Here is a 20,380-nt window from a genome sequence, read left to right as displayed (position 1 = left end):
CGGGCCCTTGTTGATGTTCGTCAGTTCGGCAGCGCGATCCACTGGTCGGCCACGCGGTGCACGCGGATGCGGTGGTCGAACACCTGTTCGAGCGCGGCGTGGGTGGCCGGTTCGCTGCTGCCGCCGTGGTGCACCACGCGGCCATGGTTCATCACCACCAGCTCGTCGGCGGCCAGCGCCATCGGCAGTTCGTGCAGCACGCTGACCACGGTGCGGCCCTCGGCCACCAGGGCGCGCGTGGTCCGCATCCAGTCGGCCTGGTGCGGCGGGTCGAGGTTGGCGAGCGGCTCGTCCATCAGCAGCAGTTCGGCCTCGACCGCGAGCGCGCGCGCCAGCAGCACGCGCTGGCGCTCGCCGCCCGAGAGCTGGCCGAGCGGCCGTTCGCGCCACTCCCAGGCCTGGGTGCCGCGCAATGCGCGCTCGACCGCCGCGCGGTCGGCCGTGCTCGGCGCCGCGAGCCAGCGCTGGTGCGGCAGGCGGCCGAGCATGGCGATGTCGTAGACCATGAGGTCGTCGGCGCTGCCCTCGCCCGCCGCGCCGCTCTGGCCCAGCCACGACAGGCGCTGCGCGCGAAGGCGGCCCGGCACCTTGGCCGACGGCTCGCCGAAAAGAAAGACTTCGCCGCGGTGCGCGAGCAGGCCCGCGAGCGCCTTGAGCAGGGTCGACTTGCCCGCCCCGTTCGGCCCGACCACGCTGGTCCAGCGCGCCGCACCGAGCTTCAGGTCGATGCCGTGCAGCACCTCGGTGTTGCCGAGCGTGGCGCTCAGCCCGCGTGCTTCGACTGCGGGAACCTGGTTCATGCCACCCCGCCCCGCGCGCTGCGCCTGTGCATCAGCCACAGCAGGTAGCTGCCGCCGAGCACCGCCGTGAGCACGCCCACGGGCAGTTCCTGCGGCGCGATGAGCCAGCGCGCCAGCAGGTCGGCCGCCATCAGCAGCAGGCCGCCCATTGCGGCCGACAGCACGATCAAACCGGCGTGCGTGGTCTTGACCACGGAGCGGACGAGGTGCGGCGCGGCCAGGCCCACGAAGGCGATCAGCCCGGTCTGCGCCACCGCTGCGCCGGTGGCCAGTGCGAGCACCACCACCAGCGTGGCGCGCATCGCGCCCAGCGGCAGGCCGAGGCTGCGGGCGGTCGCTTCGCCGAGTGCAAGGCCGTCGAGCACCGGCGCGAGCGCCCAGCCCAGCAACAGGCACGCCGCGCCGACCGCCGCCATCACCGCGCATGCGCTCCAGCCGACCAGCCCGGTGCTGCCGAGGATGAAGCCCTGGATGGCCTGCAGGATGTCGGCCGAGGCGATGGTGATCAGGTCCTTGGCGGCGCCGAGCACCACGCCGACGATCACGCCCGCGAGCAATAGACGCAGCGTCTGCTGCACGCCGCGCGCGAGCACCAGCGTGAGCATTACCGCGAGCACCGCGCCCACGAAGGCCGCGCCCGTGAGCCCCAGGCGCATCGCCCATTGCGTGCTGGCGGCCGAGCCGCCGAACAGCAGCAGCGCCACCGCCACGCCGAGCGAAGCGCCCGAGGCACTGCCCAGCAGATAAGGGTCAGCCAGCGGATTGCGGAACAGCCCCTGGGCCACCGAGCCCGCGAGCCCGAGCAATGCGCCCGCGAGCCAGGCGCCGAGGGTGCGCGGCAGCCGGATGTCCCAGACGATGCGCAGCGCGACCGGATCGCGCCACGCCGCGAGCAGGCTTTCGAAGCCGGTGCTGCCGATGCCCAGGCCGAACACCGCCAGCGCACCGCCCAGCACCAGCAAGGCGATGCCGAAGAGCCAGACGCGGCGCTGATGGCGTGTGTGCATGAAGTCCACCCGGGCTCAGCCGGCCTTCTCCGCGATGCAGCGCGCCATCAGCCGTGCGGCCTCGTCCATGCGCGGCCCGGGACGCACGAGCACGTCCGACTGCGCGGCGTCGAAGCGGCAGATGCGCCCTTCGCGCACCGCACGGATGCCGCTCCAGCCCGGCCGCTGCTCCATGCCCGCCGCGCTGCGCACGCTGACCATGATGAGATCTGGATCGGCGCGCACCACGTATTCGGGGTTGAGCTTGGGAAAGGGCCCGAGCGAAGCCGGCACGATGTTCCTCATGCCCAGCCGCGCGAGCGTCTCGCCGATGAACGACGACTCGCCGGCCGCATAGGGCGCGCTGTTGACCTCGAAGTAGACGCGCTGGCCTCTTGCACTGGCCGGCAGCGATTGCGCCGCGGCCGACACGCTCGCATCGATCGCGCGCCAGATGCTCGGCGCCTCGCGGGTGCCGAGCACCTGGTCGAGCTTGTCGAGCACGCGCCGCACATCGGCGTGGCTCTTGGGTTCGAGCACCAGCACCCTGAGACCCAGCGCCTCGAGCCGCTGCGTCACGCGCGAGGACTTGGCGAGCAGCACCGCATCGGGCCGCAGCGCCACGATGGCTTCGACGTTCGGGTCGAGCCCACCGCCCAGCTGCGGCAAGGCGCGCACCGCGTCGGGCGAGTTGGAATAGTTGTCGACGCCCACCAGCCGGGAGCACGCACCGAGCGCGCAGACGCCTTCGGTCAGCGACGGCAGCAGCGTGACGATGCGCTGCGGCGGCTGCGGCAGGCTCACCGTCACGCCGCGCTCGTCGACCACGTCGAGGGCATGCGCGGCCAGCGCGAAGAAGCCAAGCCCGAAGGCCGCGGATAGAAATCGAATCCAGCGGGCTGTCATGCAGGCGCCTTCAGGGTCAACGGCAAGCCGGCCGCCATCAGCGTGACGCGGTCGCAAACGGCTGCCACGTCCTGGTTCATGCGGCCCAGCGCATCGACGAAGGCGCGCGTTTCGCGGCCGAGCGGAATCACGCCCAGGCCGATCTCGTTGCCCACCAGCACCACGGGCCCGCGCGCTTCGCGCAGCGCCATGAGCAGCATCGCGGCATGCGCGGCCGGCGTGCGCGTGACCGGCTGCGCGGTCTCGGAGCGCAGCGGCATCAGCAGGTTGGTGAGCCAGAGCGTGAGGCAGTCGACCACCACCAGCGTGTCGGGCGAACTCTGCGTGACGATGGCGCGCGCCAGCTCGACCGGTTCTTCCACGGTCCGCATGGCGGGCACGCGCCGGGCGCGGTCGGCCTGGTGGCGCACGATGCGCTCCTGCATCTCGTCGTCATGCGCCTGCGCAGTGGCAATCAGCACGGCGCGCCGCATGGCAGGCGTCTCGGCCAGCCACTCGGCGGCGCGCTGTTCGGCGCGGCGCGACTTGCCGCTCTTCTGGCCACCGAGGATGAATTCGTGTTCAACGGGCATGCGCATCGGCCTCCGGGGTTTCGCGTTCGAGCTCGATCGGCATCGCACCGAACAGCCTGGCCGTGGCTTCGGGGCTGGACGCGAACCACGCATGAAAATAGCTTGCCCGCACCGGGCCGTGCACATAGAAGGCCTCTCCCGCGCGGGCGTCCACGCCCGGCCTGCCGGTGAAGGCCGCCGGCACCAGCGGCGTTTCGCAACTCGAATAGTGAAAGGTGTGGCCGCGCAAGGTGTGGGCGCCGAGCTTGAGCTGCTGAGGACCAAGGCCCGCGAGCCGCTTGTGCATCGCCACCCGGCCCGGCAGCAAGCCCCAGAGCGCATGCGATGCGCCATCGGCCGTTTCCAGGTGCTCGAACAGCGACATCATGCCGCCGCACTCGGCCCATACCGGCTTGCCCGCGGCGGCATGCGCGGCCAGCGCGATGCGCAACGGGCTGCAGTTGGAGAGCGCCTTCGCATGCAGCTCGGGATAGCCGCCAGGCAGCCAGATCGCATCGCATGCGGGCAGCGTATCGCCGGCGAGCGGAGAGAAGAACACGACCCGCGCGCCGAGCGCCGCAAGCACGTCGAGGTTGGCCGGATAGATGAAGGCAAAGGCCGCGTCGCGCGCGACCGCGATGGTGCGCCCCTGCAATAGCGGATCGATGTGCGCCGGCAGCTCGGCCAGCGCAGCTTCGAAACGCACTTGCGGCCATTCGGCAAGCAGCCGTTGGCCGAGGAGCGTGGCGGCCATCGCGTCGGCAGCCGCATCAAGCCGCGCCGTCGCGTCGCCGAGTTCATGCGCGGCGACCAACCCCAGGTGCCGCTCGGGCAGTTCGAAACCGGGGCCGCGCGGCAGGCTGCCGAGCCATTGCGCCGGTTCGCGCAAGGCCTCTTTCAGCATGCCGGCATGCCGCTCGCCCGCCACGCGGTTGGCCAGCACGCCGGCCCAGGGCAGCGCGGGACGGAAGTTCTGCAAACCGTAGGCCAGTGCGCCGAAGGTGCCCGCCATGGCCTGTGCATCAATCACGGCCAGCACCGGCAGGCCGAAGCGCTCGGCCAGGTCCGCCGCGCTGGGGCTGCCGTCGAACAGGCCCATGACGCCTTCGACGATCAGCAGGTCGGCCTCGGCCGCGGCCGCATGCAGCCGCCGGCGGCAGTCGGCCTCGCCGGTCATCCAGAGGTCGAGCGAATGCACCGGCGCGCCGCTGGCAAGCGCCAGCCAGTACGGGTCGAGGAAGTCGGGCCCGCACTTGAAGACCCGCACGCGCCGACCCTGCCGCGCATGCAGGCGCGCCAGCGCGGCCGCCACGGTGGTCTTGCCCTGGCCCGAGGCCGGCGCCGCCACCAGCACGGCGGCGCAGGTGTGCGCAGCGATCGGTTCGCTGTTGGCGCGGGGCTGGCTTATTGCGGTGTCCACTTCAGGCCGATGTAAGCGTTGCGGCCGCCGGTGGCGTAGCCGCGTGCAAGCGTGTAGTCCTTGTCGCCCACATTGTCGACGCGGGCCACCAGGCCGATGTCGCGCGTGATCTGCGTGCTGGCCACGAGGTTCAGCACGGTGTAGCCGCCCAGCTTGCGGGTGTTGGCCGCATCGTCGAAGCGCTTGCTCGACGATTGCAGCTCGGCGCCCAGCGTCCAGCCGGCAATGCGCCAGTCGGCGCCGAGCGTGCCGTGGCGGCGCGCGCGGCGTGCCAGCAGATGGTCGGTGTCCAGGTCGCGCGGGTCCTGGAAGTCGAGCGATGCGCGCAATGTCACGTCGCCGATGCGGTGGCCGCCCGACAACGTCACGCCCTGGTAGCGGGCGCGAGCGGTGCTGGCATAGCAGCCGAAGCCGGAACGGCAGTTGGTGGCCGAGCCGTCGAACACGATCAGGTTCTCGACGCGGTTCTGGTAGACGACGATGCCAGCATGCGTGCCGCCGTCGGTGTACTGCAGGCCCAGCTCCACGTTGCGGCTCGACTCGGGCTTGAGGCTGGCCACGCCGTATTCGCTGAAGCGCTGGTACAGCGTGGGCGCGCGGAAGGCGGTGCCGGCCGAGACGGTCGCGCGCAGCCGCGGCGTGATCGCGTAGCCGTAGGCGGCGCTGCCGGTGGTCTTGCCGCCGAATTCGCTGTCGTTGTCATGGCGCACATGCAGTTGAAGCGAATGCGCGCCCTGCACGAAGCCGTAGCCGAGCGAGACCGCATCCTGCGAGCGCTTGCTCGAGAACAGGCCGCTGCTGGTGGTGGGCGCATTCTCGAGCGCGTCTTCGCGGCGCTCGAGCGTGGCCGTCACCAAGTGCGGGCCGAAGCGGAACTCGTTCTGAAACAGGTAGCCGCGCAGATTGGTTTCGGTGCGGTAGAACGAAGGCTGGGTCTTGTAGACCGACTGCGAATCGGTGACCTGCACGCGCGTGCTGTAGATGTCGTTCCACTTGGCCGACCACGAGAGCCCGGCCGTGCGCAGCGTGTTGTTCGAGATGTCGTTCTTGAACAGGATCGGCGGCCGGGTCCTGAAGCTCACCGGCGGGTCGTAGCCGGCTTCCATGTCGCTGTACAGCAGTGTGGCTTCCAGCCGCTGGTTCGGCGTGAGCTGGTAGCCCAGCCGCAGATTGCCGGCGTTGCTGCGATAGCCGTCGCGGTCGGGGCTGGTGAAGCCGTCCTTCGAGGGTGTGCGCTTGTCCATCGGCAGCACGTTGAAGCCCCGGCTTTCCTCGTGCGCAACGCCCAGCGAGTAGTCGAAGGCGCCCGACTTGCCGCTCACGCCCGCCTCCGCCTTGCGCAGGCCATGGCTCCCGAAGCCGATGCCCGCGTAGGGCGCCACGCCCTCTTCGCCGCGTTTCGTGAAGAGCTGGATCACGCCGCCCACCGCATCGGAGCCGTACACCGCGGCGGCCGGGCCGCGCAGCACTTCGATGCGGTCGATCTGCGAGAGCGGAATGCTTTCCCAGCCGGCGCCGCCGGTCGATTGCGAATCGACGCGCACGCCGTCGATATAGACGGCCGTGAAGCGCGTCTCGGCGCCGCGGATGTACAGGCTGGTGGTGTTGCCCACGCTGCCGTTGCGCGTGATCTCGATGCCCGGCAGGCGCGCCAGCACGTCGGCCACGCCGACCGCGCCGCTGCGCTCGATGGTCTGGCGGTCGACCACGGACACGTCGCCCACCAGGTCCGACAGCGGCTGCGGCGTGCGGTTGGCGGTGACCACGGTTTCGCCGAGTGCCGGCGCACCCTGCTGCGCATGTGCGACGGCCGGCAGTTGAAGCAGGGCCATGCCGCCGAAAGCGGATGCCAGCGCGAGCGGCAGGCAAGCAAGGCGGCGGCGTGCAGGCGCACGGCCGAGAGAGAGGGAGCCACTGGAAGTCATGAATGGAGCGAACGAACGTCTATGCCCGTTGCCGGCTTCCCCGCCGGCGCTTGGACGCAATGGCTGCCTTGCGCGCCGAATCGAAAATCGATCGCGCATGCGGCAGCCGCCTCGTTGGCCGGTATCCGGGCTGGCAGTGCGACCTCACCGCCTTCCCAGGCGCCTGTTTCAGGGCACCCAGTGGCTTGATGGATGAGGTTGACGCTTGCGGCGTCGACTGCTTGACCGTTGCGGGGGCAGCGCAGGCGGCTTCGGCCTTGTTCCGTTTCCGGGGGGCGTTCACTCCTGCTTCCCGTTGAACCGCGACGTGTGAACCACGCCGCAGGCACCAACGCGCAGGATTTTAGGGCCTGCGCCAACGCAGTAAGCCAAAAGTTGCGCCGCCTGGCGTCCGCCGGGGAAACTACAATCGCCAACCATGCCCGCCTCTAGCCCCATCGACCAGATCGCCGAGCGTGTGGAACGCCTGCTCGTGCGTCATGAAGAGGTGCAGCGCACCAATGCGCTGCTGCAGGAGCAGGTCGAAGCGCTCACGCGCGAGCGCGACGCGCTGAAGTCGCGGCTGGCCGCGGCCCGCACGCGCCTCGATGCGCTGCTCGAGCGGCTGCCGGCCGAACCACCTTCCCAAGATTCCCCCGCATGAAGCAGATTGAAGTTCAGATCATGGGCCAGAGCTATCTGCTCGGCTGTCCCGAAGGCGGCGAGGCGCAGCTGCGCGAAGCCGTCGAGCGCGTGGACTCGGCCATGTGCAAGATCCGCGATGCGGGCAAGGTGAAGGCGCGCGACCGCATCGCGGTGCTCGCTTCGCTGAACCTGGCTTTCGACCTGGCGGCCCAGCAAGCGGCCGCTGCGGCCGCGCCGGCTCCCGTGGCCGCATCGCCCGCGGCAGACGCCGGCGACGCCGATGCCAGGGCCGCCCAACTCATTCAAAAACTCGATCAAGCCCTCGCGGGCGATGACCATTTACTCTGAGCGGAAGCATCCGGCCCGTCCGGGGCGTAAAATCCGAACTGTCTGCGGTGCGCGTCGGGCTTAATATTTCCTTGTTCCAATGCTCTCCGGAGCCGGGCTTGGTACATCGCTTGACGGGTGTGATCATCTCGCGTCAGATGAACCCGAAGTCTTGCTGCCCTCGCCCACCTGAACCCTGGTTCAGGATGCGGGTTCGGCGCCCACTTGCAGACACCTTTTTCCGTTCATACGGCCCCTGCATGCGCTGCACGGGGCCGTTGCTTTTTTTCAAGGCTCCGCTGCGTGACTTCCCTGCTCGACCCCCTCCTGATCGCCGAACTGGCCGCACTCGGCCTGGGGACCGGTTTCCTGGCGGGGCTGCTGGGCATCGGCGGCGGCATGCTCATGGTGCCGTTCATCACGATCATCATGGGGCACCGCGGGGTGGCCTCCGATCTTGCCGTGAAGATGGCGATCGCCACCTCGATGGCCACGATCATCTTCACCTCGGTATCCAGCGTGCGTGCGCATCACAAGCGCGGCGCGGTGCGCTGGGATATCGTGCGGCGCCTGGCGCCCGGCATCGTCATCGGCAGCTTGCTGGGCAGCCTGGGCGTGTTCGCGCTGCTCAAGGGCACGGTGCTCGCCATCGTCTTCGCGCTGTTCGTGGGCTTCTCGGCCACACAGATGTTCCTCGACCGCAAGCCCAAGCCCACGCGCCAGATGCCGGGCACCGCGGGGCAGCTGTCGGCGGGCGGCGCCATCGGTTTCATCTCGGGCCTGGTCGGCGCGGGCGGCGGCTTCGTCAGCGTGCCGTTCATGACCTGGTGCAACATCTCCATCCACAACGCCGTGGCGACCAGCGCCGCGCTCGGCTTTCCGATCGCGGTGGCCAACGTGCTGGGCTACGTGGTGAGCGGACAGTCGGTGCAGGGCCTTCCGGCCGGCGCGTTCGGCTACATCTGGCTGCCCGCGCTCGCGGTCATCGCGGTGTGCAGCGTGCTCACCGCGCCCCTGGGTGCGAAGGCGGCGCACAACCTGCCGGTGAAGAAGCTCAAGCGCGTCTTTGCGAGCATCCTGTATCTGCTGGCGGCCTACATGCTCTGGAAGGGCCTGCAAGGCTGAGAGCAGCGTATTGAAAGCCCCTCGGCTCTGGGGTGAGACCCATTGCGATGCCCGGGCCCCGGTCGTATAACGGGCTCATGAAAATCCTCATCGCCGTCGACGGTAGCGCCTATACGCAAAAGGCGCTCAACTACCTGCTTGCCAACCGCGCCATGTTCGTGGAGGGCCATGAGCTGGTCATCGTGCATGTCTGCACCGGCATCTCTGGCCACGTGGCGCGCCACCTCAGCAAGGAGGTGATCACCGACTACTACGCCGAGGAAAACGCCAAGGTGCTCGACCCCGTGGCGACATTGCTGACGGAGAACGGCGTGAGCAACTACACGATCGACAAGCGCCATGGCCATGCGGCCGAGGAAATCCTCAAGTCGGCGGCCGCCGCGCATGCGCAGCTGATCGTGCTCGGCACCCATGGCCACGGCATCCTGGGCCGCGCGCTGATGGGATCGGTGGCCACCAAGGTGATCTCCGAGACCGACACCTCGGTGCTGCTGGTGCAGTAAGCAGGCCGCAAACTCTCATCCCCTTCTATTGCACGCGCTGCTGCCGCCACTCGCGCGGCGAGCAGCCGAAGCGCTCGCGGAACGCGCGGCTGAAATGCGCCGCATCGCTGAAGCCGCGGCCGTAGGCGATGTCGGCCACGGGCCGGCCGGCCAGGCGCGGCTCGAGCAGATCGCGGCTGCAGGCCTCGAGCCGGCGCTCCCAGATGTACTGCGAAGGCGTGAGCGGCTCGCTCTTGAAGACGCGGTGGATGTGGCTCGCCGAGACGCCCAGCTGCTGCGCGAGGCTTCCCACCGAAAGCGAAGGGTCCGCCAGCTGTTCGTCGATGCGCCGCTTCACGCGGGCCAGGTGATAGGTCGTGAGGCTGCTCAGGCCCGGTGAGCGCGCCGCGGGCAGCGTCTGCAGCCCGGCGACAAGAATGCTCTGCACGCCGTTGGCCACTGCCAGGGCCGAGGCCGGCTGCAAGGTGCCGATGTCCTCGCGCAGCGTGCGGAGCATGCCCAGCAGCAGGTGCCCCGCGCCCTCGCGCCCCGACACGGTGGTGGCCGTCAGCGCTTCGGTGTCGTGGAGTTCGCTGCGCAGGCGTTCGCCCGGCAGCTTGAGCACGATCTGCTCGAAGCTGTCGTCGAACAGCAGCTGGTAGGGCCGCGTGCTGTCGTACAGCGCAAAGTCGCCTGCCGCCAGCACGGCGTCGCGACCGTCCTGCCGCACCACGCCCTGGCCGCGCGCCTGGATGCTGACCAGAAAACAATCGTCGCTCGAACGCGAGATGTGGCCCGGCGTGCGCATCACCTTCTGCGGCCCCGACCTGACCACCGACACGTCCAGGCTCGGCAGCGTGTGCTGGCGGATGCTGCCCTCGAAATTGCCCGTGTCGCCTTCTTCGCGCACCGGGTCGCATCCGAGCTGCACGTAGACGTTGCAGATCATGTCGGTCCAGTAGGCGAGCCGCTGGGCGCGCGGGACGGCGTCGGTGCTGAGCAACGGGGTCATCGGGGTTCCTTCGGAAGTCGGCATGCAACGCTGGAACAAGAACGCCGCAAGTTCGGGTCAAGGCGTTTCGCGGCGGCGAATCTACGCTTGAAGCAACCCGCATGCCACCGCGCAAACCCGGTGCGAGGTGTGCGAAGTTGTTTCTTTCATCACCCCGCTTCTGGAGACCCCGCCATGCCCGCCACCGTTCACCCCAAGCTCCGCGTCGCCGCCGTGCAGGCAGCGCCCGTGTTCCTCGATCTCGACGGCACCATCGACAAGACCATCGACCTCATGGCCCAGGCCGCCGGCCAGGGCGTGAAGCTCATCGCCTTTCCCGAAACCTGGGTGCCCGGCTACCCCTGGTGGATCTGGCTCGACTCGCCGGCCTGGGGCATGCAGTTCGTGCAGCGCTACCACGACAACGCGCTGGTCGTGGGCTCGGCCGAGTTCGACCGCATCAGGGACGCCGCGCGCAAGCACAACATCTGGGTTTCGCTCGGCTACAGCGAAAAGGGCGCCGGCAGCCTCTACATTGCGCAGGCGCTGATCGACGACCAGGGCCGCACGGTGCAGACGCGCCGCAAGCTCAAGCCCACGCACGTGGAGCGCACCGTGTTCGGCGAAGGCGACGGCTGCGACCTGGCGGTGGTCGAGACGCCTATCGGCAACATCGGATCGCTCTCGTGCTGGGAGCATCTGCAGCCGCTCAGCAAGTACGCGATGTATGCGCAGAACGAGCAGATCCACTGCGGCGCCTGGCCCAGCTTTTCGCTCTATCGCGGCGCGGCCTATGCGCTCGGCCCCGAAGTCAACAACGCCGCGAGCCAGGTGTATGCGGCCGAGGGCCAGTGCTTCGTCGTGGCCCCGTGCGCCACGGTTTCGCAGGCCATGAGCGACTTGATGTGCACCGATGCCGGCAAGCAGCAGATGCTGCGCGTGGGCGGCGGCTTCGCGCGCATCTACGCGCCCGACGGTTCGCCGCTGGGCACGCCGCTGGCCGAAGACCAGGAAGGATTGGTGATCGCCGACATCGACCTGGGAATGATCGCGCTCTCCAAGGCGGCCGCCGACCCGAGCGGCCACTACTCGCGGCCCGACGTCACGCAACTGCTGTTGAACAAGACGCGCCGCGAGCCCGTGGTGCTGCAGCGCGCGCCCGAGGTCGAGGGCGGCGCCTTCGAGGCCGTCGTCGCCGCACCCGAGGCGGCAGCGGCGGCCGCGCGCCAGCAGCCGCTGGCGGCCTGAGTACCGGAGCCACGCCATGGAATCCGCCATTGCCGAGCACCTGAAGTGCCACCGCACGCGGCATCGCCGCGTGGAGGACGACTATGCGCCGCCCTACCCCGCCTGGTCGGCGCGCGCACCGGGCGCGGTCCGGCAGGTTGTGATGGGCTATTTCGGCGTGCAGTCGCGCGGCGCCGGGTTGCAGGGCCGCGCATGCGCGGCGCTGATGAAGACCGCAGCCGCTTTCGCCCTGCCCGACGGCCCCGGCCACCACGACCTCGCACACCATGTCGACGCTGCGGGCTACGACAACATGGTCGCCATCGCCTATTGGAACGACCCTGCCGCCCATGCGCGCTGGTGCGCAACGCCCGAGGTCGATGCCTGGTGGCGCTCCGAGGAACGGCTGGCGGACGGCCTCGGACACTTCCGCGAAATCGTTGCGCCGCGCGCCGAGCATTTCGAGACCATGTTCAACACGCCCGACCGCCTCGAAGGCGTGGGCGTGGTGATGGGCGGCGTGAGCGGCGAACTGCAGGAGCATGGCTACTGGGGTTCGATGCGCGACCGCATTCCGCTGTCGCAGACCGATGCGATGGCGCCCTCGGGCACGCGCGCCGTCATTGCCGGCGCGCCGGCACCGGGCCAGCGCGTACGCATCGCGGGCCACGAGAACATCGCGATGATCCGCTCCGGCCAGGAGTGGGCCGACACCACCGGCCAGGAACGCACGCTCTACCTGGGCGAGATGGAACCCGTGCTGCGCGAAGGCATGGACTTCCTGCGCGACCAGGGCCTTCACATCGGCTGCTACAGCAACCGCTACATGCACCACCTCGATGCCAAGGGCGCGCCGCTGGAGAAATCTTTCGGCCTGAGCTTCTGGCGCTCGCTCGCCGACATGGAGCGCTGGGCCGAGTCGCATCCCACGCACGTCGCGATCTTCGGCAGCTTCATGCGCTACGTGCAGGCGCTGAATTTCCAGCTGCAGCTGCGCGTGTACCACGAGGTGTCGGTGCTGAAGGCCGACGAGCAGAGCTACGAGTACATCAACTGCCATGCGGGCAGCGGGCTCATGAACGGACTGGGCCCGGCATAGAAGGAGCGCCTCCGGAATTTGCCTTAGGATGCGCGGCCCAATCCAAAGGCAAGGACCCCAACCATGTGGAGCGATCTCGACCGCCTCGTCGAAGCCTCGATGCAGGAATGGAAAGTACCGGGACTCGCGCTGGCCGTCATCCAGGACGGCGAGATCGCCGTGCTCAAGGGCTACGGCGTACGCGACACCGACACGGGTCTGCCCGTGACCATCGACACGCAATTCCTGCTGTGCTCGATCACCAAGTCGTTCACCGCGGCCGGACTCGGCCTGCTGGTGGACGAACGCAAGCTCGACTGGGACCAGCCGGTGCGCGAGGTGATTCCTGAATTCCGCCTGCATGATCCAGTGGCAACCGAGCGGCTGACCGTGCGCGATCTGCTGTGCCACCACAGCGGGCTCCCGCGGCACGACTGGATCCACATGCCCGGCGACCTGAGCAACGGGCAGATGCTGGCCGCGCTCAGGCACCTCGCACCGAACAAGGACCTGCGCGACACCTTCCAGTACTCGAACCTCGGCTACCTGGTCGCGGGCATGGTCACCGAGCGCATCAGTGGGCAGAGCTACCAGGACTTCACCACCGGCCGCCTGATGAAGCCGCTGGGCTTCAGCCATTTCGGCTTCTCCATCGAGGAGCTTGCGGCCGCCGAAGACGCGGCCCGCCCCCATGCGATGGATGGCGACGAGCGCTACCGCACGCCGCTGTCGCCGATCCGCGCCACGCCGGCCGGCGGCATCAACGCCTCGCTGGCCGATCTTTCGAAGTGGGCGCGCTTTCTCCTCGACGGCAAGGCGCAGGGGCAGCAATTGCTTTCGACCCAGGCGCTGCGCGAAATGACGACTCCGCGCGTGCACATGGGACGCTCCCCCTACGCCGAGATCGGCGACTCCCACTACGGCCTCGGCCTCTTCTGCGAGCAGTACCGCGGCGAACGCACGGTCGCGCACTCGGGCTCGTGGACCGGCTGGAGCACGCTCATGACAATGCAGCCCGAGCGCCGCGCAGGCGTCGTGGTGCTGACCAACCGCACGCCGGGCAGCGTCCACGCGATCCTCACCTATGCGATGCTCGACCGCATCTGCGGCCGCGAGCCGGTCGACTGGTTCGGGCGCCTGGCACCCAAGCGCCGGCAGGCCATCGAACAGCAGGCGCTCGACCGGAAGGCGGGCGCGGAAGTCCGCAGGAGCGGAACCCAACCGAGCCATCCGCTCGATGACTATGTCGGCGACTACGAGCACCCGGCCTACGGGCGCCTGCGCATCGACAGGGAAGCGAACGGGCTTGCCTGGCGCTGGCGCGGTGTCCAGGAGAAGCTCGAGCACCGCCACTACGACGTGTTCATCACCCCCGACCGCCCGACGGTGATGCACCCCAGCAACCGGACACTCACCTTCCGCTACGACCGGCAAGGCCGCATCGATCGCATCGAGATCCCGTTCGAGGAGATGGTGGACGACATCGTGTTCCTCCGCGCCCCGGCCGGCGACGTGCTGGACCCGGCGTTCCGGCAGCTGTGCGCCGGCGACTACCTGCACAGCGGCCGCGTGATCGAGGTCAGGCTCGATGCGCGCGGCGAGCTCGGCATGACGATCCCGGGCCAGCCGAGCTACCGCCTGCTGCCGGCCGATGGACGCAGCTTCCGCCTCGACACGCTCGAGGGTTTTGGCGTGGAGTTCCGCCGGCCTTCGCCCGACGCGGTGGACGCGCTCATCTTCCACGAACCCCGCGTCACCGCGCTCGCGCCAAGGGTGGCAGGGCCCTAGGCGAACAGCCCCTTGTGCTGCTCCCGCAGCAGCGCCTTCTGCACCTTGCCCATGGTGTTGCGCGGCAGCTCGGGCACGACGAAGCAGCGCTTGGGAATCTTGAAGTTCGCGAGCTTCGACTTGAGCTCCGCCACGATGGCATCGGGGTCGAGCGGCCTGCCCGCCTTGGCGATGACGATGGCCACGCCCACCTCGCCGAAGTCGGGGTGCGGCACGCCGACCACCGCACTTTCGGCCACGCCGGGCAGCTCGTTGATGTAGCCCTCGATCTCGGCGGGATAGACGTTGTAGCCGCCGCTGATGATCAGGTCCTTGCTGCGTCCGACGATGGTGACGTAGCCGCGGCCGTCGATCTTGCCGACGTCGCCGGTCTTGAAGAAGCCATCGGCGGTGAACTCTTCCTTCGTTTTCTCCGGCATGCGCCAGTAGCCCGCGAAGACGTTCGGACCGCTGACCTGGATGTTGCCGATCTCGTCGGTGGTGCAGTCGCGGCCGACGTCGTCGCGTACGCGCAGCCGCACGCCCGGCAGCGGGAAGCCGACCGTGCCGCCGCGGCGCTCGCCCTGGGCGGGGCTGTAGGGGTTGGAGGTGAGCATGATGGTTTCGCTCATGCCGTAGCGCTCCAGGATGGTGTGGCCGGTGCGCTCGCGCCATTCGTCGAAGGTCTCGATGAGCAGCGGCGCGGAGCCGGCGATGAAGAGCCGCATGCTGCGCACCGCCTCGCGCGTGAGGCCGGGCTCGGCCAGCAGGCGCACATAGAGCGTGGGCACGCCCATGAACACGGTCGCCTCGGGCAGCTTCTCGACCACGCGTCTGGGGTCGAACCTGGAAAACCAGATCATCTTGCTTCCGTTGAGCAGCGCACCATGGAGCGCAACGAAGAGTCCATGCACATGGAAGATCGGCAGCGCGTGGATCAGCACGTCGCCCTCCGTCCAGCCCCAGTAGTCCTTGAGCACCTCGGCATTCGACAGCAGGTTGCCGTGCGTGAGCATCGCGCCCTTGCTGCGGCCGGTGGTGCCGCTGGTGTAGAGGATGGCGGCCAGGTCGTCTGTGCTCTTTCGCGCCGCTTCATGCCGGTCGCTGCATTGCGCGGCAAGCTCCAGCAGCGTGCCGGTGCGGTCGTCGTCCAGCGTAAACACATGCCGGGTACCCGCCGCACTCGCGATCGGCCCGACCCACGCGGCATTGCGGCTGGTGCACACCACCACGGCTGGCTCGGCGTTGCCGATGAAGTACTCGATCTCCGCGCTCTGGTAGGCGGTGTTGAGCGGCAGGAACACGTAGCCGGCGCGCAGCGTGGCGAGATAGAGGATCATCGCCTCGACCGATTTCTCGACCTGCACCGCGATGCGGGCGCCCTCCTCCAGCCCGAGCGCACCGAACAGGTTGGCCATCATCGCGCTGGCGCGGTCGAGGTCTTGCCACGAATAGAACAGGCCGTTGTCGGTTTCGACGGCCGTGCGGCCGAGGTCGGCGGGAAAGGCCGCGCGCAGGGCGGCGAACAGGTTGGAATTGGCTTTCGTCTTCATCGGGACAGGTACTACTTCGGAAATTCGGTGTGCGCCGGGCGTGCGAGCTTGCGACCGCGCGTTACTCCAGCTTGGCGCCCGAGGCCTTCACCACCGTGGCCCAGCGCTTGATCTCGGAGTTCACGAAGCCGCCGTACGACGCCATCGTGAGGTTCGGGATCTCCGAGCCATTCTGGGCCCAGATGGCCTTGAGCTCGTCGCTCGCAAGGGCCTTCTTCATCTCGTCGACGATGCGCGCCTGCAGGTCGGCCGGCGTGCCCTTGGGTGCCCACAGGCCGTACCAGGTGGTGACCGTGTAGTCCGGCAGCCCGACCTCGGCCGCGCAGGGCACGTCGGGGAACGCCGGGTTGCGCTTGCTGCCGGCAACCATCAGCGCCTTGATGCGCCCGCCCTTGATGTGCTGGGCCGAAGAGCCGAGGCCGTCGAACATCAGGTCGACATTGCCGGCGATCAGGTCGGACAGCGCCGGCCCCGCGCCACGGTAGGGAATGTGCGTGATGAAGGTGCCGGTCTGCAGCTTGAACAGCTCGCCCGCCAGGTGGTGCGAGGTGCCCGCGCCGGCCGAGCCGTAGTTGAGCTTGCCGGGGTTGCGCTTGGCGGCGGCAACGAATTCCTGCAGCGTATTGGCCGTGACGCGGCGCGGATTGACCACCACCACCTGCGGCACGTTCGCCAGCAGCATCAGCGGCACGAAGTCTTTCTCGAGGTCGTAGTCGAGCTTGGGGTAGATCGACGGCGCGATCGCGTGGTGCACCGCGCCCATGAAGAGCGTGTAGCCGTCGGGCTGGGCCTTGGCGGCGATGCTGGCGCCCACGGTGCCGCCCGCGCCGCCGCGGTTGTCGATGACCAGCGTCTGCCCGGCCACCTTGGCGAACTGTGCCGAGAGCGGGCGCGCGAAGGCATCGGTGCCGCCGCCGGCCGGGAACGGCACGACCATGTTGACCGGCCGCGTCGGCCAATTACCTCCCTGCGCGCCCGCGCCGCCGCACAGAACGGCTGCCCCGGCTGCGGCCAGGCGCAGCACGTCGCGTCGCTGAAAACTCTGAGTCATCTGTCATCTCCTGTCGTTGTAGATTGCCGCACCATGCGGGCCGGTGCATCACGCGCCGGACTTCTTTCCAGAACTCAGCCTTTTTTGAAGAACAGGCTTTCCACATCCCCCGAAACCGCCACCTTGCCCTCGGCGATCCATGCCCGATGCTTGTCGAGGCGCTTGAGATCGTAGAGGTAATTGACCATCAGGCCGTACGACTGCTTCAGCCCCTTGGGCGACGGATCGCCGGCCCAGTTGAGGCGCTCCACGCGTGCGCCGTTGCCCAGGTGAAAGCGCGCCACGGGATCGGCCGGCGCGCCGTCGACCAGCGCGTGGCCCAGGTATTCGGCCGCGGCCTGCAGCAGCCACTGGCGCAGCGGCGACCTGGCATCGAGCGTGGCGGGCGCCTCCACCGCGGCGAGCAGCCGCTCGGCGGTCGGCGGCAGCGAGCCGACGAGGCGGCCGAGCTCGGCCTCGCGCTTTTCGTCCAGGCGCGGCAGCAGCTCGGCGGCATTCCTGGCGAGCCAGCTGCGAAAGCCCGGGATCGGCGACAGCGTGGCAAAGGTCTTCAGGCGCGGCAGCTCTTCCTGCAGTGTCTCGACCACGCGCTTGATGAGCGAATCGCCGAAGCTCACGCCGCGCAGCCCATTCTGCGTGTTGCTGATCGAATAGAAGATGGCGGTGGTGGCCTTGGCCGGCTGGATCGGCACCGCGGCCTCGTCGAGCAGCGGCATGATGCCGTCGCTGATGCGGTCGACCAGCGCCACCTCGACGAAGATCAGTGGCTCGTTGGGCAGCCGCGGATGGAAGAAGCCGTAGCAGCGGCGGTCGCTGTCGTCGAGCCGGTTCTTCACGTCGGTCCAGCTCTTGATGTCGTGCACGGCCTCGTAGCGGATCAGCTTCTCGATCAGCGATGCCGGCGAATGCCAGTCGATCCGGCGCAGTTCGAGGAAGGCCACGTCGAACCAGGTGGAAAACAGATGCTCGAGTTCGGCATCGAGCGCGATCAGGCGCTTGTCCGACTTGAGGAATGGCAGCAGCTCGGCACGCAGGTCGACGAGGAAGCGCATGCCCTCGGGTTCGACCGCAAAGCGCTGCAGCAGGCGCATGCGCGGCGACACCAGCGCGCGCCGCAGCCGCAACTCGGCCTGGCCTTCGTCGGGCGTTCCCACGGCGGCCTGGTGCTGGTCGCGCGCCGACTTGAGCTTGTGCGGATCGGCCGCGAAATGCTCGCTCATCAGCGCCCAGTAGTCGCGCCGCTCCTCGGGCGTGGCGGCGGCGTATTCGCGTGCAATGGCATGGGCCCGGCGCCCGCCCTCGACCTCGCTCACGCGCGGATCGATCACCGCCTGCAGCGCCGTGAGCACGCGGCGCAAGGCACGCGGCGACAAGGCTTCGTCGGCCTTGCGCAGCGTGGCCTGCAGCCGCTCGGCGGTCGAGCGCATGCTGGGTTTCGCGGCCGTCCTGGGTGCGCCGCGGGCCGCACCATCGGGTGCCACGGGCACCTTGGCAGCGGACTTTTCGCCGGACTTCTCGCCAGAGCGCAGTCGCGCCTGGAACCACTCGGTCGCACTCATCGACAAACTCCAATGCTGTGGGATGCAGGGATGCCTTCTTCTTTCAGGCCGTTCACGACATCACCCTGGATTTCTGTTGCCGCGCCACCGCGCGCAGCGCCTCGCGCTGCCGTGTCAGGTGGGTACGCATGGCCGCGTCCGCGCCCTCGCTGTCGCGCGCCTTGAGCGCGGCGAACACCGCCAGGTGCTCCGACAGGCTCTGCTCGAGCCGGCCCGGCGCATGCAGCTGCTGAAGCCGCGCCAGCTTGAGAATTTTGCGCAGATCGCCAATCACCTGCGCCAGCCACCTGTTATCTGCCAGCTGGATGATGGCCTCGTGGATCAGGTGGTTGGTGGCGTAGTAGTCGTTGATGCGCTTGGCCTTGGCGTGGCGCACCAGCCGTTCGTGCAGCACGTCGAGCTCGCTCAACTCCGCATCGCTCGCATTGCGTGCTGCCTCGTAGGCGCAGCGGCCTTCGAGCAGCGCGATGACGGGAAATATCTCGTCCAGATCGCGCTCCGTCACCTCGCGCACGAAGCAGCCGCGCCGCGGCTCGTGGCGCAGCAGGCCTTCGGCCGTGAGCACCTTGAGCGCCTCGCGCAAGGGCGTGCGCGAAATCGACAGCCGCTCGCACAGCGCGGCCTCGTCCAGGAAACTGCCCGGCACCAGCGCGCCCGCGAAGATCTGCTCGCGAAGCGTGGCTGCGACTTCGTCGTGCAGGGAGTTGGGGACCAGGCGCATGGCGGCTGAAGGAAATCGATTGCGTAATTTTCTGTAATTACGCGTAATTGTGAGGCGCGCTCGCAGGGGCCGCAAGGCCGCACACCTCGCGTGCGGCCCGTGCTTACCCTGAGGACCCGATGCTCAGGCGCTCGCCGGCCGGCGGCGCTGCGCAGCCCAGATCCACAGGCCGATGCCGAAGATCACCATCGGCACGCTGAGCCACTGCCCCTGGCTCAGGTTCAGCGCGCGCAGGCCCAGGAAGTCGTCGGGCTCGCGGAAATACTCGGCAATGAAGCGCAGCACGCCGTAGCCGATCATGAACACCGCGGCCACCTGCCCTTGCTTGCGTTCCTTGCGGGCGTAGAGCCACATGATGGCAAACAGCAGAAGCCCCTCGAGCAGGAACTGGTACACCTGCGAGGGATGGCGCGGCAGCATCGAGCCGCTCTGCGGAAACACCATGCCCCAGGGCAGGTCGGGGCTGCTGAAGCGGCCCCAGAGCTCGCCGTTGATGAAGTTGCCGACGCGGCCCGCCGCCAGGCCCGTGGGCACGCAGGGCGACACGAAGTCCATCACCTGCCAGAACGGCCGCGCGCGCGAACGTGCGAACCAGACCATCGCGCCGATCACGCCAAGCAGGCCGCCATGGAAGCTCATGCCGCCCTGCCACACGTAGAGGATCTCGAGCGGATGCGAGAGATAGAACTCGGGCTTGTAGAACAGGCAATAGCCGAGCCGCCCGCCCACGATCACGCCCATCACGCCCAGGAAGAGGATGTCCTCGATGTCCTTGCGCTGCCAGGCGCCCTGGCCGACCAGCGAGCGGTACGGTTCGTGGCGCAGCCGGCGCGTGCCGAGAAAATAGAACAGCGCGAACGCGGCCAGGTAGGTCAGGCCGTACCAGTGGATGGCCACGGGCCCGAGCTGCAGGGCGACAGGATTGATCTGCGGATACATGAGCATCCGCGGATTGTGCCCGGCCCAAATGTCGCGGCCGGCGCGGGGACATTCAGGGCGATGTCAGCGCCCGAACTTCCACCACAGCAGTGCCGCCACGACCGCCGGCACGGCAAAGACCAGCAGGAAGATCGGCAGTTCCTCAGCCACCGAATAGCCGGCCTTGATCACGCCCACGGCCATGTTGATGCCGGCGCCGATGAACCATGCCGGAATGAACCACTTGGCGGCCGCGGCCAGCGCCAGCGACGAGCCGTCGCCGATGAAGCGGCCGGCCAACAGAAACACCACCAGCAGCACGAAGCCGCCGCCCATCACCATGATCGTGTGCATATCGCTTGTTCTCCG

At 68.6% G+C, this 20,380-nt stretch carries 20 protein-coding genes and 1 riboswitch; of the genes, 7 read left to right on the top strand and 13 right to left on the bottom strand.

The genetic code is table 11. The annotated features are described in order from the left end of the window. Positions 1-20 precede the first annotated feature (20 nt). Genes L1081_RS06320 through L1081_RS06295 form a run of 6 tightly spaced genes read right to left on the bottom strand, consistent with a single transcriptional unit; the run spans position 21 to position 6,588 of the window. A complete protein-coding gene (locus tag L1081_RS06320; protein ID WP_489415686.1) occupies positions 21-800 on the bottom strand; it encodes an ATP-binding cassette domain-containing protein in 780 nt (259 codons plus the stop codon). Further along, positions 797-1,807: an iron chelate uptake ABC transporter family permease subunit gene (locus tag L1081_RS06315; RefSeq protein ID WP_489415685.1), complete on the bottom strand. Its 1,011-nt coding sequence runs from the start codon at positions 1,805-1,807 to the stop codon at positions 797-799. The genes L1081_RS06320 and L1081_RS06315 overlap by 4 nt, the downstream gene beginning before the upstream one ends. Before the next feature lie 15 nt (positions 1,808-1,822). After that, positions 1,823-2,692, bottom strand: coding sequence for a helical backbone metal receptor (locus tag L1081_RS06310; protein ID WP_489415684.1), 870 nt, complete (start codon positions 2,690-2,692; stop codon positions 1,823-1,825). Further along, complete coding sequence (locus tag L1081_RS06305; RefSeq protein ID WP_489415683.1) at positions 2,689-3,264, bottom strand: bifunctional adenosylcobinamide kinase/adenosylcobinamide-phosphate guanylyltransferase; 576 nt, start codon at positions 3,262-3,264, stop codon at positions 2,689-2,691. The genes L1081_RS06310 and L1081_RS06305 overlap by 4 nt, the downstream gene beginning before the upstream one ends. Then, on the bottom strand, positions 3,254-4,663 hold the full coding sequence (locus L1081_RS06300) for a cobyrinic acid a,c-diamide synthase CobB (RefSeq protein WP_489415682.1): 1,410 nt from the start codon (positions 4,661-4,663) through the stop codon (positions 3,254-3,256). Before L1081_RS06300 ends, L1081_RS06305 begins: the two co-directional genes overlap by 11 nt. Next, complete coding sequence (locus tag L1081_RS06295; protein ID WP_489415681.1) at positions 4,648-6,588, bottom strand: TonB-dependent receptor domain-containing protein; 1,941 nt, start codon at positions 6,586-6,588, stop codon at positions 4,648-4,650. The genes L1081_RS06300 and L1081_RS06295 overlap by 16 nt, the downstream gene beginning before the upstream one ends. Before the next feature lie 99 nt (positions 6,589-6,687). Next, positions 6,688-6,936: riboswitch (cobalamin riboswitch) on the bottom strand. A 70-nt stretch (positions 6,937-7,006) separates the two neighbouring features. Between L1081_RS06295 and L1081_RS06290 the strand changes: the two genes are divergently transcribed. The 4 genes from L1081_RS06290 to L1081_RS06275 all read left to right on the top strand — a co-directional run bounded on the left by L1081_RS06290 (position 7,007) and on the right by L1081_RS06275 (position 9,167). Further along, positions 7,007-7,231, top strand: a complete 225-nt coding sequence (locus L1081_RS06290; protein ID WP_012747655.1) for a hypothetical protein — start codon at positions 7,007-7,009, stop codon at positions 7,229-7,231. Beyond that, positions 7,228-7,560, top strand: coding sequence for a cell division protein ZapA (locus L1081_RS06285; protein ID WP_489415680.1), 333 nt, complete (start codon positions 7,228-7,230; stop codon positions 7,558-7,560). Before L1081_RS06290 ends, L1081_RS06285 begins: the two co-directional genes overlap by 4 nt. 282 nt (positions 7,561-7,842) lie before the next feature. Further along, complete coding sequence (locus L1081_RS06280) at positions 7,843-8,664, top strand: sulfite exporter TauE/SafE family protein (RefSeq protein ID WP_124960495.1); 822 nt, start codon at positions 7,843-7,845, stop codon at positions 8,662-8,664. 77 nt (positions 8,665-8,741) lie between these two features. Beyond that, a complete protein-coding gene (locus tag L1081_RS06275; RefSeq protein WP_489415679.1) occupies positions 8,742-9,167 on the top strand; it encodes a universal stress protein in 426 nt (141 codons plus the stop codon). Between the two features lie 25 nt (positions 9,168-9,192). Here the strand turns inward: L1081_RS06275 and L1081_RS06270 are convergent, their stop codons facing one another. Next, entirely contained in the window at positions 9,193-10,158 is a 966-nt protein-coding gene (locus L1081_RS06270; protein ID WP_489415678.1) for an AraC-like ligand-binding domain-containing protein, read from the bottom strand. Positions 10,159-10,332: 174 nt separating this feature from the next. Between L1081_RS06270 and L1081_RS06265 the strand changes: the two genes are divergently transcribed. The 3 genes from L1081_RS06265 to L1081_RS06255 all read left to right on the top strand — a co-directional run bounded on the left by L1081_RS06265 (position 10,333) and on the right by L1081_RS06255 (position 14,230). Then, positions 10,333-11,385, top strand: a complete 1,053-nt coding sequence (locus L1081_RS06265; protein ID WP_489415677.1) for a nitrilase-related carbon-nitrogen hydrolase — start codon at positions 10,333-10,335, stop codon at positions 11,383-11,385. A gap of 16 nt (positions 11,386-11,401) precedes the next feature. Further along, positions 11,402-12,463 carry a phenylacetaldoxime dehydratase family protein gene (locus tag L1081_RS06260; RefSeq protein WP_489415676.1) on the top strand — a complete coding sequence of 354 codons (1,062 nt, stop codon included), beginning with the start codon at positions 11,402-11,404 and terminating at the stop codon, positions 12,461-12,463. Between the two features lie 63 nt (positions 12,464-12,526). Beyond that, complete coding sequence (locus L1081_RS06255; protein WP_489415675.1) at positions 12,527-14,230, top strand: serine hydrolase; 1,704 nt, start codon at positions 12,527-12,529, stop codon at positions 14,228-14,230. Here L1081_RS06255 and L1081_RS06250 read toward each other — a convergent pair. The 6 genes from L1081_RS06250 to L1081_RS06225 all read right to left on the bottom strand — a co-directional run bounded on the left by L1081_RS06250 (position 14,227) and on the right by L1081_RS06225 (position 20,365). Further along, complete coding sequence (locus L1081_RS06250; protein WP_489415674.1) at positions 14,227-15,762, bottom strand: AMP-binding protein; 1,536 nt, start codon at positions 15,760-15,762, stop codon at positions 14,227-14,229. The two genes, L1081_RS06255 and L1081_RS06250, sit on opposite strands and share 4 nt — an antisense overlap. A gap of 61 nt (positions 15,763-15,823) precedes the next feature. Then, on the bottom strand, positions 15,824-16,813 hold the full coding sequence (locus L1081_RS06245) for a tripartite tricarboxylate transporter substrate-binding protein (RefSeq protein WP_489415673.1): 990 nt from the start codon (positions 16,811-16,813) through the stop codon (positions 15,824-15,826). A 74-nt stretch (positions 16,814-16,887) separates the two neighbouring features. Next, entirely contained in the window at positions 16,888-18,372 is a 1,485-nt protein-coding gene (locus L1081_RS06240; RefSeq protein ID WP_489415672.1) for a malonyl-CoA decarboxylase domain-containing protein, read from the bottom strand. Positions 18,373-18,424: 52 nt separating this feature from the next. Beyond that, positions 18,425-19,093: a GntR family transcriptional regulator gene (locus tag L1081_RS06235; RefSeq protein ID WP_319426290.1), complete on the bottom strand. Its 669-nt coding sequence runs from the start codon at positions 19,091-19,093 to the stop codon at positions 18,425-18,427. 123 nt (positions 19,094-19,216) lie between these two features. Next, positions 19,217-20,038, bottom strand: coding sequence for a prolipoprotein diacylglyceryl transferase (lgt, locus tag L1081_RS06230; RefSeq protein ID WP_489415671.1), 822 nt, complete (start codon positions 20,036-20,038; stop codon positions 19,217-19,219). A 57-nt stretch (positions 20,039-20,095) separates the two neighbouring features. Next, complete coding sequence (locus tag L1081_RS06225; protein ID WP_489415670.1) at positions 20,096-20,365, bottom strand: hypothetical protein; 270 nt, start codon at positions 20,363-20,365, stop codon at positions 20,096-20,098. Positions 20,366-20,380: the final 15 nt, after the last annotated feature.

This window comes from Variovorax sp. MSC1_012 (genome assembly GCF_023667525.1).
In the GTDB taxonomy this organism is placed as follows: Bacteria; Pseudomonadota; Gammaproteobacteria; order Burkholderiales; family Burkholderiaceae_C; genus Variovorax; species Variovorax beijingensis_B.
The sequence above is the reverse complement of the archived record's forward strand: the minus strand, read 5'-3'. Positions and strand labels throughout refer to the sequence as shown.

Coding starts and splice junctions, on each gene's coding strand:
- L1081_RS06320 (WP_489415686.1), bottom strand. CDS start 800: ATGAACCAGGTTCCCGCAGTCGAAGCACGCGGGCTGAGCGCCACGCTC.
- L1081_RS06315 (WP_489415685.1), bottom strand. CDS start 1,807: ATGCACACACGCCATCAGCGCCGCGTCTGGCTCTTCGGCATCGCCTTG.
- L1081_RS06310 (WP_489415684.1), bottom strand. CDS start 2,692: ATGACAGCCCGCTGGATTCGATTTCTATCCGCGGCCTTCGGGCTTGGC.
- L1081_RS06305 (WP_489415683.1), bottom strand. CDS start 3,264: ATGCCCGTTGAACACGAATTCATCCTCGGTGGCCAGAAGAGCGGCAAG.
- L1081_RS06295 (WP_489415681.1), bottom strand. CDS start 6,588: ATGACTTCCAGTGGCTCCCTCTCTCTCGGCCGTGCGCCTGCACGCCGC.
- L1081_RS06290 (WP_012747655.1), top strand. CDS start 7,007: ATGCCCGCCTCTAGCCCCATCGACCAGATCGCCGAGCGTGTGGAACGC.
- L1081_RS06285 (WP_489415680.1), top strand. CDS start 7,228: ATGAAGCAGATTGAAGTTCAGATCATGGGCCAGAGCTATCTGCTCGGC.
- L1081_RS06275 (WP_489415679.1), top strand. CDS start 8,742: ATGAAAATCCTCATCGCCGTCGACGGTAGCGCCTATACGCAAAAGGCG.
- L1081_RS06270 (WP_489415678.1), bottom strand. CDS start 10,158: ATGACCCCGTTGCTCAGCACCGACGCCGTCCCGCGCGCCCAGCGGCTC.
- L1081_RS06265 (WP_489415677.1), top strand. CDS start 10,333: ATGCCCGCCACCGTTCACCCCAAGCTCCGCGTCGCCGCCGTGCAGGCA.
- L1081_RS06260 (WP_489415676.1), top strand. CDS start 11,402: ATGGAATCCGCCATTGCCGAGCACCTGAAGTGCCACCGCACGCGGCAT.
- L1081_RS06255 (WP_489415675.1), top strand. CDS start 12,527: ATGTGGAGCGATCTCGACCGCCTCGTCGAAGCCTCGATGCAGGAATGG.
- L1081_RS06250 (WP_489415674.1), bottom strand. CDS start 15,762: ATGAAGACGAAAGCCAATTCCAACCTGTTCGCCGCCCTGCGCGCGGCC.
- L1081_RS06245 (WP_489415673.1), bottom strand. CDS start 16,813: ATGACTCAGAGTTTTCAGCGACGCGACGTGCTGCGCCTGGCCGCAGCC.
- L1081_RS06240 (WP_489415672.1), bottom strand. CDS start 18,372: ATGAGTGCGACCGAGTGGTTCCAGGCGCGACTGCGCTCTGGCGAGAAG.
- L1081_RS06235 (WP_319426290.1), bottom strand. CDS start 19,093: ATGCGCCTGGTCCCCAACTCCCTGCACGACGAAGTCGCAGCCACGCTT.
- lgt (WP_489415671.1), bottom strand. CDS start 20,038: ATGCTCATGTATCCGCAGATCAATCCTGTCGCCCTGCAGCTCGGGCCC.
- L1081_RS06225 (WP_489415670.1), bottom strand. CDS start 20,365: ATGCACACGATCATGGTGATGGGCGGCGGCTTCGTGCTGCTGGTGGTG.